Annotated in this window: 13 protein-coding genes; 5 read left to right on the forward strand and 8 right to left on the reverse strand. The window is 37.7% G+C overall.

Annotated elements, in window-relative coordinates:
- Positions 1 to 34: 34 nt before the first annotated feature.
- The 5 genes from gyrA to WFN33_RS04400 all read right to left on the reverse strand — a co-directional run bounded on the left by gyrA (position 35) and on the right by WFN33_RS04400 (position 7,924).
- Positions 35 to 3,058 (reverse strand): DNA gyrase subunit A, encoded by a 3,024-nt coding sequence (gyrA, locus tag WFN33_RS04380; RefSeq protein WP_336951769.1) that lies wholly within the window; start codon positions 3,056 to 3,058, stop codon positions 35 to 37.
- A 524-nt stretch (positions 3,059 to 3,582) separates the two neighbouring features.
- Complete coding sequence (locus tag WFN33_RS04385; protein WP_336951770.1) at positions 3,583 to 4,398, reverse strand: zinc ribbon domain-containing protein; 816 nt, start codon at positions 4,396 to 4,398, stop codon at positions 3,583 to 3,585.
- A 734-nt stretch (positions 4,399 to 5,132) separates the two neighbouring features.
- Positions 5,133 to 6,065, reverse strand: a complete 933-nt coding sequence (locus WFN33_RS04390) for an FAD-binding protein (protein WP_004717227.1) — start codon at positions 6,063 to 6,065, stop codon at positions 5,133 to 5,135.
- Between the two features lie 17 nt (positions 6,066 to 6,082).
- Positions 6,083 to 6,835, reverse strand: coding sequence for an electron transfer flavoprotein subunit beta/FixA family protein (locus WFN33_RS04395; protein ID WP_004823176.1), 753 nt, complete (start codon positions 6,833 to 6,835; stop codon positions 6,083 to 6,085).
- A 483-nt stretch (positions 6,836 to 7,318) separates the two neighbouring features.
- Complete coding sequence (locus WFN33_RS04400) at positions 7,319 to 7,924, reverse strand: LysE family translocator (RefSeq protein WP_336951771.1); 606 nt, start codon at positions 7,922 to 7,924, stop codon at positions 7,319 to 7,321.
- 116 nt (positions 7,925 to 8,040) lie between these two features.
- Between WFN33_RS04400 and WFN33_RS04405 the strand changes: the two genes are divergently transcribed.
- From WFN33_RS04405 to WFN33_RS04415, 3 genes are all read left to right on the forward strand, one after another.
- Positions 8,041 to 8,535, forward strand: a complete 495-nt coding sequence (locus WFN33_RS04405; RefSeq protein WP_336951772.1) for an Lrp/AsnC family transcriptional regulator — start codon at positions 8,041 to 8,043, stop codon at positions 8,533 to 8,535.
- A 24-nt stretch (positions 8,536 to 8,559) separates the two neighbouring features.
- Positions 8,560 to 9,114, forward strand: coding sequence for a GNAT family N-acetyltransferase (locus WFN33_RS04410; protein WP_336951773.1), 555 nt, complete (start codon positions 8,560 to 8,562; stop codon positions 9,112 to 9,114).
- Between the two features lie 133 nt (positions 9,115 to 9,247).
- Positions 9,248 to 9,799: a GNAT family N-acetyltransferase gene (locus WFN33_RS04415; protein ID WP_336951774.1), complete on the forward strand. Its 552-nt coding sequence runs from the start codon at positions 9,248 to 9,250 to the stop codon at positions 9,797 to 9,799.
- Position 9,800: 1 nt separating this feature from the next.
- Here WFN33_RS04415 and WFN33_RS04420 read toward each other — a convergent pair whose 3' ends face one another.
- The 3 genes from WFN33_RS04420 to WFN33_RS04430 form a co-directional block, all read right to left on the reverse strand.
- Positions 9,801 to 10,172, reverse strand: coding sequence for a hypothetical protein (locus tag WFN33_RS04420; RefSeq protein ID WP_004717237.1), 372 nt, complete (start codon positions 10,170 to 10,172; stop codon positions 9,801 to 9,803).
- A gap of 228 nt (positions 10,173 to 10,400) precedes the next feature.
- Entirely contained in the window at positions 10,401 to 11,300 is a 900-nt protein-coding gene (locus WFN33_RS04425; RefSeq protein WP_336952130.1) for a tyrosine recombinase XerC, read from the reverse strand.
- An 80-nt stretch (positions 11,301 to 11,380) separates the two neighbouring features.
- Positions 11,381 to 12,340 (reverse strand): M28 family peptidase, encoded by a 960-nt coding sequence (locus tag WFN33_RS04430; protein WP_336951775.1) that lies wholly within the window; start codon positions 12,338 to 12,340, stop codon positions 11,381 to 11,383.
- 139 nt (positions 12,341 to 12,479) lie between these two features.
- On the opposite strand from WFN33_RS04430, the gene rlmH reads away from it, so the two are divergent.
- Together rlmH and WFN33_RS04440 are read left to right on the forward strand one after the other, a co-directional pair.
- Positions 12,480 to 12,962 carry a 23S rRNA (pseudouridine(1915)-N(3))-methyltransferase RlmH gene (rlmH, locus tag WFN33_RS04435; protein WP_336951776.1) on the forward strand — a complete coding sequence of 161 codons (483 nt, stop codon included), beginning with the start codon at positions 12,480 to 12,482 and terminating at the stop codon, positions 12,960 to 12,962.
- Positions 12,963 to 13,088: 126 nt separating this feature from the next.
- Entirely contained in the window at positions 13,089 to 13,865 is a 777-nt protein-coding gene (locus WFN33_RS04440) for a dioxygenase family protein (RefSeq protein WP_004717246.1), read from the forward strand.
- Positions 13,866 to 13,914: the final 49 nt, after the last annotated feature.

Here is a 13,914-nt window from a genome sequence, read left to right on the forward strand (position 1 = left end):
GAGCGCCTAAGCGCTCTTTTTATTTCTCTAAAAATTACTCGTCAGATTCAGTATTATTAGACTCAGTCTCAACTTGATCCATAACGGTTTCATCATCAACTAATTTTTCTGAATCAATTAAACTCTCTGACTCTAAAGTAGTCTCGCCTTCAATTACATCTAACTGATCGATAATCTCATCATCAGCTTCGACAGCTTCAACCGCAACCACACCGACCAAGACTTCTTCATTACCTAAGCGGATCAAACGAACACCTTGGGCATTACGACCTGTTCTCGCTACTTCAGAAGCACGGGTACGAACCAGTGTTCCACCATCAGAAATCAACATTAATTCTTTAGATTCATCGATGGCAACAGCACCCACTAACTCACCATTACGTTCAGATGTTTTAATTGCAATAACACCTTTACCACCACGTTTTTTAGTTGGGAAGTCATCTACTGGTGTACGTTTACCATAACCATTTGCAGAAGCACATAATACTTCGCCAGTTTCTGGTACAACAACTAACGAAACGATTCGGCTAACCACATTGGTATTCGAATCTATAGTATCTTCATCATCTGAATCTACATCAACTTCAACATCTTCTTCTGTTTGTGCCGCAGCCAATGCCACACGCATACCACGAACACCTTTCGCAGTACGACCCATCACACGAGCATCAGTTTCAGAGAAACGGATTGCTTTACCTTCATTCGAGAACAACATGATTTGCTGTTCGCCATCAGTAATTGCAACACCAATTAAAGTATCTTCTTCTTTCAACTCAATCGCACGTAAACCATTTGAACGAACATTACCAAACTGCTCTAATTCAACACGTTTTACTGTACCTGATGCTGTTGCCATAAATACATAGAAGTTTTTACGAACACTTTCTACACGTTCAGCAAATTCAGCGATTAATTCATCATCAAGATCAGAAGCAGAAAGTTCAATACCAATTTCTTTGAGTTGCTTACGTAAAGCATCTGATAAGTCATCTGGATTTTCACCAAGATCTGCAAACGCAGCTTTTAGTGCTTCATAATGTGAGTCGATAATTGTATTTTGACGCAGTTGAGCAACGTTGGCACGGACAAAAGTTCTAAACTCTGTTAAACGCTCTGTAAATTTCTTCGGTGCATCGATAACAGGAAGAATCGCTGTAATGGTCTCTTCTGCATCCAGTGGTAATAAGTTCACCATTGGGCGACCTTTTGCACCACGTGACGCTTGAGGTACTTCAAATACTCTTAAGCGATAAACTTTACCTACATTGGTAAAGCACAATACAGTTGCATGGTTCGATGTCACAATTAAATGTTGAATATAATCGTCTTCTTTCATCGAAGTTGCAGATTTACCACGTCCACCACGGCGCTGTGCAGCATAATCAGACAATGGTTGCGTTTTTGCATACCCTGTTTTTGAAACAGTTAAAACAACTTGCTCTTCTGGAATCAAATCTTCACGAGAGAAATCAATACGTGATTCAACAATATCCGTTTTACGTGCATCGCCATATTGTTGAAGAACCAATGCAAGTTCTTCACGAATCACATTCATCAAAAGATTGAAGTCATTTAAAATTGCGGTAAGTTCAGCAATTTGAGCTAAAATTTCAGAATATTCAGCTTGTAATTTATCTTGTTCAAGCCCTGTTAAACGATGTAAACGTAATTCTAAAATTGCACCAACTTGAGCTGGAGATAAACGATAAAGCTGACCGTCTAAACCAAATGGACGACTTGGATCTTCACCTTCAATCTCATCTGGGCGAACTGAAATTGCACCCGCTTTTTCTAGCAATGCAACAACATTTCCACCCGCCCATTCGCCAGCAAGTAAACGCTCACGTGCTTCAGCTGGATTCGCAGAAGTCTTAATGGTTTCGATGATTTCATCAATATTGGCTAAAGCAACAGTCAAACCTTCTAAGATATGACCACGTTCACGCGCTTTACGTAATTCAAACATGGTACGGCGCGTCACCACTTCTTGACGGTGACGAATAAATGCCGCAATGATGTCTTTTAAATTCATCAGTTTAGGTTGGCCATTATCCAAGCAAACCATGTTGATACTGAATGAATTTTCAAGTTGAGTATTTAAAAATAAGTTATTAACAATAACTTCAGCGTTTTCGCCACGCTTTAAGTCAATTGCAATACGCATCCCGTCTTTATCAGATTCGTCTCGAAGTTCTGAAATACCTTCAAGTTTTTTCTCTTTGACCAATTCAGCAATACGTTCAATGGTTCTTGCTTTATTGACCTGATAAGGAATTTCAGTGAAAACAATCGTCGTACGACCAGTTTTTTGATCTTCTTCAAAATGGTATTTACCACGAATATGCAAACGACCTTTACCCGTACGGTAAGCATCTACAATTCCTGATTTACCATAGATAATGCCGCCTGTAGGGAAATCTGGACCAGAAATATATTCCATCAACCCTTCAATTGAGATGTTTGGATTATTTGCATAAGCCAAACATGCATTAACTACTTCTGTCATGTTGTGTGGCGCCATGTTGGTCGCCATACCGACAGCAATACCTGTCACACCATTGATCAGTAAGTTAGGAATACGTGTTGGCATAACCTGAGGAATACGCTCAGAGCCATCGTAGTTATCTTCCCACTCGACTGTATCTTTTTCCAAGTCAGCTAACATTTCATGGGTGAGCTTACGCATACGCACTTCGGTATAACGCATTGCTGCTGCGCTGTCACCATCGACAGAACCAAAGTTACCCTGACCATCAACCAATTGATAACGTAGACTAAAATCTTGAGCCATACGAACAATTGTTTCATAAACAGCTGAATCACCATGTGGGTGATATTTACCGATTACGTCACCAACAACACGTGCAGATTTTTTATAGGCTTTGTTATAGTCGTTGCCTAACTCGTGCATAGCGAACAGCACACGACGATGAACAGGTTTTAAACCATCTCTCACGTCTGGTAATGCACGAGATACAATAACACTCATGGCATAATCGAGATATGAGCTTTTTAGTTCATCCTCAATGGCAATCGGTCTAATTTCCGATACGCTCATGCATACTCCTTATTACAAACAGTGCAAACTGCTACTGCTCATTTATATAATCTAGCTAGTCAAAATTTAGCTCAAAAAGCGTTGAGCCAAAATCTAAAATTCAGTCGCACAGTATAGCATAAAACCAAGCGATTTTGTGCCTATCCAACCACACTATAATCATGATTTTTTGTAGTATTTTTAAACAATTTTAACGATTTATTGACAATAAAAAAACGCCTGATTGTCCACTCAATTAAGCATCGTTAAATTTATAAATGAATGGGTATTTTTATCTCGAAACCTAGATTTTTTCTATCCAATCATACCCAATGATGTGCTTCATTGACTATTTTTGTTATGTTTATTAGTAAAAAATAAATCACATCAAACAGTTTTGCTTCGGATCGATTAAAAAACTCAAACTTGAAAATTGCCCTATAAAATCCAATATGGCAAAAAATATGAGCAAAGCAATACGGAGTCTAACTCCACTGATCAGAAAAATCTAAACACTTCCAAATATAGAGTTTTGTGAATTTCTATCATTTATATGGATCTGCCTGAATCAATTCACAGTGTTGCAGCAAATCATCACTGATTGCTACACGATAACATTGCCAATCATGAATTTTATTATTTTCAAGCTGTGGAACCATATATATTCGACTTGCAGGAGTATCAGTGAATTTACCCACTAGAACTCCTTGCTGTGTAATTTCAATTTGATCAAAAATAAAATCACTAAACTGAGTCTGTTCAAACTTTTCAATATCTTTTAGGCTCGTTGCAAAACGATGCTTGACATCATAATACTCTGTTAAGCGCGCTTGATAAGCTTGCATATCAAAATAACGCGCTTGATATTCATTAGACACCACCTCTTCGCTTGCAGGAAGTGCTTCATCTGTGATCGCAGCCTCATCTTGATTGGATGCCCCAATTACAGACATCACGATAGGAATAACGACACTTGAAATAACCCCAAGCACTGCCGGACCAAACAAAAATACAGCTAAAAGTATCCAGACAATTTTAAAATTTTTCTTTTTAGGCTGATTCTGAGACTCTCTTTGAGTATGTGCAACTTTCTGCTGCCATGATTCAAGTAATGCACTCGCCTTATCTCCTACAGAAGCATGCTGATTGCTTTCTGTTTCATTGTTCGGCGGAGTCTGTCGAGGTTTTATATTATGCGTGGGATTTGACTGTCCCTGCTTATTTTCACGGCGTACAGAAAATTCAACATTACTATTGCCTGTTAAATCGTTAGTCTGTTTAACATGTTTTAAACGAGTACCACAAATACCACATTTCATGGCTTCATTGATATTCTCAGCGTAACATTTGGGACACTTCATATTTATAGCTATTCTAGGTGAGATGATATGGAATTGAGCAGTAATGGAAAAACACAGCGTCTAAAATGACAGAATCAGCCAGTCTAATGCGCCAACAAATATAGAATTAAAAAAATGGTGAAAAACAGCTACAGAGTTAAAGGATATGTTTGTGTCTGTAACAACTGATTTAAACTGGAATTTTCTGCATGTTGTCAGTATACGATTGAAAATTTAATTATGTTTATCATTTGATCTTATAGGGTTTAAAATTAGACTTCAAGGCATTTATCTACTCATTCTCTCTCGCAATATTCCTTAAAAAACTTATCTATTTATATCAATTAATTATAGATAAAATAACCACTCAAATTACAGTACTTTAGACGTAAGAATTAATATCAGAAAAAATGAAAATAGCATTTTTGATCACTGTTTTTATTTTATGATACCTTATGTTTAAAAATCCCTTTTATAAATCAAGAAAAGATCATGTAGCTTGAATCGTATTAGTTTTGCAAGGTTCCTTATACCTATGGGAAAAATGACCATAAAGGAGCTTTTAAATTGATTTACACTATAAAAAAAGGTCTTATGAGAGAAGCTACTCAGAGTTTCTTTATTAGCATAGAGAATAACCCACCACCACGACTTTATTTATCCGCACATACAATCCATCTATTTAATCAATAAATTTGAAAAAAAAAACGCACTTAGGAAATCCTAAGCGCGTTTTTTGAAACTTAATTCGAGAATTAAAGCTTAGAAACTAATTCAGGAACAACAGTATTCAAATCACCAACTAACCAGTAGTCAGCTACAGCATTGATTGGTGCTTCTTCATCTTTGTTGATTGCAACAATCACTTTAGAATCTTTCATACCTGCCAAATGCTGGATCGCACCAGAAATACCTACAGCGATGTAGAGATCAGGCGCAACGATTTTACCAGTTTGACCAACTTGCATATCGTTAGGAACGAAGCCAGCATCAACCGCAGCACGTGAAGCACCTTGAGCTGCACTCAGCTTGTCAGCAAGTGGGTCAAGTACTTTATGATAGTTCTCACCAGAACCAACACCACGACCACCCGATACAACGATACGCGCAGCAGTTAATTCAGGACGTTCTGATTTCACAATTTCTTCAGAAATGAACTTAGAAATACCTGCATCACCTGTAGAAGCCGCTGATTCAACTGCAGCTGAACCGCCTTCAGCAGCAACAGGATCAAAAGCTGTACCACGTACAGTTGCAAGAACAATTGCTTCGTCAGATTGAACTGTAGCAATTGCATTACCTGCATAAATTGGACGTTTGAAAGTTTTAGGACCTTCAACAGCAATGATGTCAGTGATCATGCTTGAGTCTAAAAGTGCAGCAGCGCGTGGCAAGATGTTCTTACCTGTTGTTGTTGAAGCAGCAAGGATATGTGAATAACCTTTACCTAATTCAGCAACAAGTTTCGCTACGTTTTCAGCCAATTGGTTTGCATAAGCTGCATCGTCAGCAAGCAAAACTTTGCTTACACCAGCAACTTTCGCAGCAGCATCTGCAACTGCTTGAGCACCAGAACCTGCAACCAATACAGTGATATCACCACCGATTTTTTGAGCCGCAGCAACAACGTTTAAAGTTGCACCGTTAAGTGTCTTATTGTCGTGCTCAGCGATAACTAAAATACTCATGATTTTATCCTTCTGTATTAGATCACTTTCGCTTCATTTTTAAGTTTTTCAACAAGCTCGTCTACAGACTTCACTTGTACACCAGCTTTACGCTCTGCAGGTGGTTCAACTTTAACTGTTTTAAGTTTAGAAGTTGCTGTAACACCGAAATCTGCAGGAGTTTTCGTATCAAGTGGCTTTTTACGTGCTTTCATAATGTTTGGAAGCGCAGCATAACGTGGCTCATTCAAACGTAAGTCAGTGGTAATGATCGCTGGAGTATTTAACTCAACAGTTTGTAAACCGCCGTCAACTTCACGAGTTACTTGAACTTTATCGCCATTTACAGTTACTACAGAAGCAAATGTACCTTGACCAGCGCCAAGTAAAGCCCCCAACATTTGACCAACTTGGTTAGAGTCGTCATCAATTGCTTGCTTACCTAAAAGCACAAGTTGTGGTTGTTCTTGTTCAACAACAGCTTTTAGGATTTTAGCAACTTCTAAAGCGCCAAGTTGACTGTCATCAGCCTCAACTAAAATACCGCGATCTGCACCAAGCGCCATAGCAGAACGAATTTGTTCTTGCGCTTCTTTTGGTCCAATAGAAACAACAACGATTTCTGAAACTGTTCCTTTTTCTTTTAAGCGAACCGCTTCTTCAACTGCGATTTCATCGAATGGGTTAATTGACATTTTAACGTTAGTAAGGTCTACCCCACTATTGTCCGGTTTAACGCGAACTTTAACGTTGGCATCAACCACACGTTTTACAGCAACAAGAGCCTTCATGTAATCCTCGGCTGTTTTAGCAAAAGTAAATGTTAAGAAGAGTTATAATAACGCTTCATTTAAAATTATTTAGGTGTCCTATCTTGCAATGTGATTGGCATTTCGGTCAAGTCACAATTCGCAAAACTGCTGTAAAAAGTCATAAAAAAGCTTGAACGTACAGTTCACATTTTTTCTAAATATTTTAACTTAGACACATAAGGCTACTATTTCGACAATATTTATATATTGATAAATAACATTATTTGTATAGATTCTGTATAAATAATCAAAAAAATTAAGATAAATTATCAATCAATCAAAGGGATGACACCACCCGTTCATCGATACTGCTACACTCTGTCATTTTAGACAGAATCAGCAATTTTTCTAAGTATGTTTATTGATTAAATTTGTGAACTTTTTGGCATTAAACTTGTAACAAAATACTAAATATACAAAAACGGGCTTCTTTTCAGAATTACCCGTTTGTTTCTGCTTGGATTAATTTACCAATAACCATGCGGCTGCAATAGTCAACAAAGTCCCTGAACCACCATCAATCCATTTTTGCTTACGCTCATTGATGTGCTGCTTTTTGGTCAATTGAGCAATCAAAAGACTCAAACCACAATACACCAAGAAAATCAAAGCAATAAAAATTGCTGACAAAGCCAAGCCTTGAAACACGGTGTTGCCTGATTTATCGATAAATTGTGGCAAAATCGCAAAATAGATCAACATGCCTTTTGGATTCAACAATGCCGTAACAAAGCCTTTGCGAATAGGATTTGAAACTGCTTTCTGTTCAATACGTAATGCCTTTGGGCTAAATACTGATTTAATCAAATGAAATGCCAAATACAATAAATAGGCGATCCCCAAATATCGAATCGTCTCAAACAATACTGGGAATGAAACAATAATTGCAACAATTCCAAGCGCAACCAGAATCGAATGAACCAGATAGCCAGAACAAATACCGATTGTCGCCATCATGCCTGCTTTCGCATCTTTACCTATCACTTGTGACAGGATAAATAACATATCTGGTCCTGGTGTGAAAATTAACGGAAGTACCGTTAAGGCAAAAAGTACAAATACAGACATCTCTTTTCCCTTTCTGAAGTTTGACTGCGAGAAGAAAACAGTATCTTTTAAAATGCTTAAAATAGGATTTCAAATATTCTATAATAATGATTATTTTTCGAATTAAATTCTAATTTATGAAAATTTCATCTAAGACTATTCTAATCAAACTAGATCGTATTGATAAAAATATCATTCGGGCTTTACAAGCCAATGGCCGAATCCAAAATAATGATTTGGCTCGTGAGATTGGGCTCTCGCCCTCATCATGTCTGAGACGAATTCGACTCTTAGAAGAAGCTAAAGTCATCCAAAACTATACAACAGTGGTGGATCCACAAAAAATTGGATTTCAATTGATACTATTCTCAAGAATCTGGCTGTTAGGACAAGATGCTGAAACCATTGATACCTTTATTGAAGCAATGAAAGAACTGCCTCAGGTCATGGAGTGTTATATTATTCTGGGTGAATGTGATGCGATGTTAAAAGTGGTCGTCCCCGATTTAGAAAGCTACCGTAAATTTCAGTCGACACATTTGACCAAGAAGAATGGTATTACCAGTGTAAAAACCGATGTCCCAAGTCAAATCATTAAACAAAGCTTTCAGCTACCTCTTGAAGATTTATAATTCAAAAATACGCATTAGGTGAATATGAAAACATTTACTCCCCCCGTTCAATTAGAAACACCTAGACTTATTCTTAGACAATGGCAAGTTCGTGATTTTGATGTTTTTGCAGATTTAAATGCTGATCCAGATGTTATGCGGTATTTTCCAGCGGCCTTGTCAAAAAATGAAAGTGACCTTTTGGCAGGTCGATTTCAAGACACAATTACTGAATATGGTTGGGGATTTTGGGCGGTTGAGTTAAAAGAAAATCAGCAATTTATCGGTTTTGTGGGTCTAGCCAATCAAGCGGAAAAATTTACTTTCTCTCCTTGTGTTGAAATTGGTTGGCGCTTGGCACAGCAATATTGGCATCAAGGTTATGCAACGGAAGCCGCTCAGCAATGTTTAAAGTTTGCATTTGAAAAATTGGCTTTAGAACAGGTTGTTTCGTTCACAACTGTACTGAATCAAGCTTCGGAAAAAGTAATGCAACGACTTGGTATGGATTATGTCGAGAACTTTATGCATCCCGTTTTAGACAAAAACCATGCTTTGGCTGAACATGTACTTTACCGTATACAAAATCCAAAGCTGTAACGCTGGTCAATATGCGGATTATCTTAGACGATGTAAAATTATATATCATAGGTGAAAATTTGACTGAGGCAATACGCTAAAAATTCTCCCCTCTTCTACTTAAGTAGTGCTTTAATCAGGATATTCAATAAAAATGATTTATGAATTATGTACAGATCGTCTTTTACTTCGACAATGGCAAGCTTCTGATTACGATGCATTTGCAAAAATCACAGCAAACCCTGAAGTGATGCAATTTTTCCCAAAAATTTTAAATCGTGAGCAAAGTGACGAACTGGCAAATCAGATTAAATATTTAATCGAAATCAAAGGCTGGGGACTTTGGGCTGTTGAATTGATTGAAACCCAAGAATTTATTGGATGTGTGGGACTACATCAACAACCCTCAAAATTTGAATTTTCACCATGTATAGAAATCGGCTGGCGGCTTGATCCAAAATTTTGGAATAAAGGCTATGCAACTGAGGCAGCTCAAGCTTGTCTAAGATTTGCATTTGAAGAACTGAATTTTCAAGAAATTGTTGCATTTACATCTAAACATAATTTTGCGTCGCAAAATGTCATGAAAAAAATTGGAATGAGCTTTTCTCATGACTTTCTGCATCCTGATTTTGATGAGCACCATCCACTACATGAAGAGAAGCTCTATCGAATCCAAAAACAAGATTTTCAATTTGAGTATTGAACTATTTCGCCATGCTTGCTAAAAAATCACGATGAATATGGCTTAAATCAATCAAATCTTGATTTTTGAGCTCCAGCACTTGCCAAATCTCAATAAAGTCTTCTTTTAAATCAATATGATTAGACACTGTTTGGGCCGCTTGCCATTGTTGGTCTGATATCCATAAATAGGTCTGATTAGTTGCTGTATTTACAGCTTGAACTTTACCCTCAGCATTGATACCCAATACTTTTCCTTCTTGCGGTAACGTTGCCTCAATTTTGGGAAGGCTGAATTCTACAAAATGTTTAATTTGACGTAAGCCATAGCCCTTAAAAATTTCTTTTTGAGCGTCAGTCAGTTGCTTATATTTTTGTTCAAGTTCAGGGATCATTGAAAGACCTAATTTTTCTGCAAAATTGAATCAATAGAAATGTATTGAATAAATAAGAAACCTAGATATACATGAGAGCATTTTTAAAAACAATTATCTATTCGACTTTTTTCTGTGCTAAATGTGTTTAAGCGCTGTGCATTTTATCAAAAACTAACAGTACTTCTCAGCAGGTCTATTCATTACAAAATACAAAGATCAACGCTTAATAAAGCCTTATATGCAAGGTCAATCTTTTATTTTCGATGCAGCAGCTCTTGGATGCGCTTGATCATAGACTTGTGCCAGATGATCAAAATCGACATGGGTATAAATCTGTGTCGTGGTTAAATTGCTATGTCCTAGCATTTCTTGCACTGCACGCAGATCTCCACTATTGGATAACATATGACTGGCAAAACAGTGGCGCAATAAATGTGGGTGTAAATCAACATTTACCCCTGCACGTAGTGCTTGATATTTGACTCGATTTTCAATCTGACGTGGGGTAATACTTGTGCCGCGTTGGGTAATAAATACCAAAGACTCAGGGCTAAACTCCCCCTGCCAGATTCGATAAATTTTTAACCATTCAATCAGACTCTCTCTCGCTTTAGAGCCAAAAGGTACAATTCGAGTTTTATTCCCCTTACCCGTGATACGCAATAAATGGCGGGTAAAATCAATATCCCGTATAGTTAAACTTTGCACTTCCGCCAAGCGTAAGCCACTGGAATAGAGCAATTCCAGAATAGCTTTATCTCGTAACCACAACTGCTTTTCTCCAGGCTTTTCAGGCTCGGGCTGATCCATAATCTGATTGACCGTTTCAATATCAATCATCCCTGGTAATGGTCGAGATTGCCGCTTTATCTGAAAATCATCAGCTGCATTGATTTCTAAATAATCACCCTGTTTAGCCCACTTCATAAACTGACGAATTGAAGTTAAATGCCGTTGTAAACTACTGGTTGAAAGCTGATCTTTTTCGACACGATAAGCCACATACTCTCTTAAATCAGTAGCTTCGACTTGTTTTAACTCCATCTGCTTGTCATAGCAAAAGTCAATAAAGTTAGCCACATCTCGGAAATAAGCTTCTAAGGTATGTACCGATTGATTCTGTATTTTCCGATCCTTAATCCACATCGAGAGCAATTGCATTGCACCGTATTGCATAAGCTCTCCTTTGATCAAAATAGCAAATGATATAACCTGATTGAAAAATATCAGTCTTGTAAAACTGTATACACCACACCATTGATAACTTCTGCCATCTTATTTAAATTGAGTTTTTCAACAGTATCGTCTTGGGTATGATAATACTTATTTCTAAAAAAAGCCGTATCTGTGATCATAATAGCAGGTATATCGAAAAGCCAATAATTCAAATGATCTGAGAAATCCACGCCTTGTACAAATGATGGCGCTATCAATCTTTGACAATCAAGGCGTTTTAACGCTTTCATGGCATCACAATATTTTTCACCCAATCCACGTGAAGTGAAATTACTCACTGCGCCAATAAAATTTCCATGTTTGGGATAAAACAGAGCTAATCCGGATGGATAATCCTGAACATTTTTATGGTCAAAATATCCAATCATTTCCAAAATATACACCGCTTGAATTTGATCTTTTTGTTTTAAAATGGATTGTGCGTGAATATAACTCCCCATATGTTCTGTACGGAAATACGGAGGTTCTTCCAAAGTATAAAAGACAAAATCAACATTCTGTTTAAGATTGGCTTTATTAACTGCCAAAATTCGCGCTGTCTCAATCAGCCCCACCACACCAGAAGCATTATCATCAGCACCTTTGAAATTCCCATAAACATCATAATGGGCACCAAGAATCACTTTTTTGGCGTGCCCCATTTGTAAGTGACATATTACATTTCGATAAGTTTTGCCTTTGACTTGATAAGGCTGGTATTCACAAGGAATCGCAAACTGTTCAAGTTGTTGTTTAATGAAAGCCGCAACTCGATCGAGCTCTTGAATATTTTGATAATTTCGAAACGCTTGTGGGTGAATCACTTGTTGTAAATAACTGTTTAAACGATCAGGTTCAGCTTGCTGATCATAGCGTTGTTCTGCGGCTACACTCCATGTTGAAAGCACACAGCTGAGCAATATAATGAAAAGATAATTTAAATTTAAAAAATTTGGATAACCTATTTGCATGTATAAATCCAATTTAAAAGCGTGTTGGTATAGCTATAATTTAAAAAAACAGCAGTTAGACATTCAGTTCTTGTTGTACGCCTGAGAATAACCAATATCGCGCTATAATGATGCAATTACCACGTTAGAAATTGTTAATATGAAAATCCGTATTCTGACCATTGGTCAAAAAATGCCTGCTTGGGTATTAACTGGTTTTGAAGATTACTTCAAAAGAATCCAACCTTTTGTACAGACGCAAATTATTGAACTCCCGATGGCAAAGCGTGGCAAAAATGATTCAGAAGCAGATATTTTAAAATATCGCCAAATTGAGGGTGATAGTATTCTCAGCCAACTGAAACACAATGAAGTATTGATTGCACTTGAAGTAGGCGGACGTGAATTTAGTACTGAAAAGCTGGCTGAAACCATGAAAGGCTGGATGCTTGAAGGTAATGATGTTGCACTGGCCATTGGCGGACCAGATGGGCATTCTGAAGCCGTGCGAAAAGCTGCTGCTTGGCACTGGTCACTGTCAAAACTAACTCTGCCCCATCCATTGGTTCGGGTTATGCTGATTGAACAACTTTATCGTGCGATGAGTATTAATCATAATCATCCGTATCATCGTGCAGGCTAGTCATGTAATTGGGCAAAAGTTGCATTGATGAAACAGTCTGTTGAAATAAAAGGCTTATTGAGAGCATACATTTTAGCTAGAATGGGCAATTCACGCTGTATTTAATGATCATTTAGGCACAAAGATATGAACTTACAAACACTCCCAGGTTTATTCATTTCACATGGCTCTCCCATGCTTGCGCTAGATCCTGAACAAGTCGGTCCTGCTCTACATCGTCTTGGTCTAAATTTGCCAAAACCACAAGCCATCGTGGTGATGTCTGCCCATTGGGAAAGTGAGGCTTTAGAAGTCAATACAGGTGTACGCCCTGAAACATGGCATGACTTTCGTGGTTTTCCTCAAGCGCTGTATGAGATTCGCTATCCCGCACCAGGAAATCCTGAATTAGCGGAAGAAATTTTGCATCTCTTGGCTGAAGCACATCTTCCTGCACATGCAAATAGTACTCGACCACGTGATCATGGCGTATGGATGCCTTTATTACATATGTACCCTGAGGCAGATATTCCAGTCATTGAAATTTCTTTACCTATGAATATGCATGCTGATCAAATCTACCAAATTGGTCAAGCACTTGCCCCACTCCGTGAAAAACAAATTTTATTGATTGGTTCAGGTAGCATCACTCACAATTTAAGAGAATTGTCATGGAACGGCAAAGATGAGAATGTCCCGGAATGGGCATCTACATTTAGAAATTATGTGGTGAGCAAACTCAATCATAGTAATTATGATGCTGTATTGGAATGGGATAGCATTCCTTATCTACAGAAGAATCACCCAACACTTGAACACTTTGCACCTTTGTTCTTTGCAATGGGCACTGGTCACCGCTTTAGTATTGTCCACAGTAGTTTTTCAATGGGTGCGCTAGGTATGGATATTTATCGTTTTGACTAAAGAACCTAATTGATCAAAATTTAGTTGGAATAATAAAAATTTGTTAATT

This window comes from Acinetobacter sp. AS167, from assembly GCF_037152175.1.
GTDB lineage: Bacteria > Pseudomonadota > Gammaproteobacteria > Pseudomonadales > Moraxellaceae > Acinetobacter.

Bases quoted from the DNA above. Each gene is read 5' to 3' on its own strand.
- WFN33_RS04420 (WP_004717237.1), bottom strand. From the start codon at position 10,172: ATGATCCCTGAACTTGAACAAAAATATAAGCAACTGACTGACGCTCAA.
- WFN33_RS04400 (WP_336951771.1), bottom strand. From the start codon at position 7,924: ATGTCTGTATTTGTACTTTTTGCCTTAACGGTACTTCCGTTAATTTTC.
- WFN33_RS04440 (WP_004717246.1), top strand. From the start codon at position 13,089: ATGAACTTACAAACACTCCCAGGTTTATTCATTTCACATGGCTCTCCC.
- WFN33_RS04410 (WP_336951773.1), top strand. From the start codon at position 8,560: ATGAAAACATTTACTCCCCCCGTTCAATTAGAAACACCTAGACTTATT.
- WFN33_RS04430 (WP_336951775.1), bottom strand. From the start codon at position 12,340: ATGCAAATAGGTTATCCAAATTTTTTAAATTTAAATTATCTTTTCATT.
- rlmH (WP_336951776.1), top strand. From the start codon at position 12,480: ATGAAAATCCGTATTCTGACCATTGGTCAAAAAATGCCTGCTTGGGTA.
- WFN33_RS04390 (WP_004717227.1), bottom strand. From the start codon at position 6,065: ATGAGTATTTTAGTTATCGCTGAGCACGACAATAAGACACTTAACGGT.
- WFN33_RS04415 (WP_336951774.1), top strand. From the start codon at position 9,248: ATGATTTATGAATTATGTACAGATCGTCTTTTACTTCGACAATGGCAA.
- WFN33_RS04425 (WP_336952130.1), bottom strand. From the start codon at position 11,300: ATGTGGATTAAGGATCGGAAAATACAGAATCAATCGGTACATACCTTA.
- WFN33_RS04385 (WP_336951770.1), bottom strand. From the start codon at position 4,398: ATGAAGTGTCCCAAATGTTACGCTGAGAATATCAATGAAGCCATGAAA.
- gyrA (WP_336951769.1), bottom strand. From the start codon at position 3,058: ATGAGCGTATCGGAAATTAGACCGATTGCCATTGAGGATGAACTAAAA.
- WFN33_RS04395 (WP_004823176.1), bottom strand. From the start codon at position 6,835: ATGAAGGCTCTTGTTGCTGTAAAACGTGTGGTTGATGCCAACGTTAAA.
- WFN33_RS04405 (WP_336951772.1), top strand. From the start codon at position 8,041: ATGAAAATTTCATCTAAGACTATTCTAATCAAACTAGATCGTATTGAT.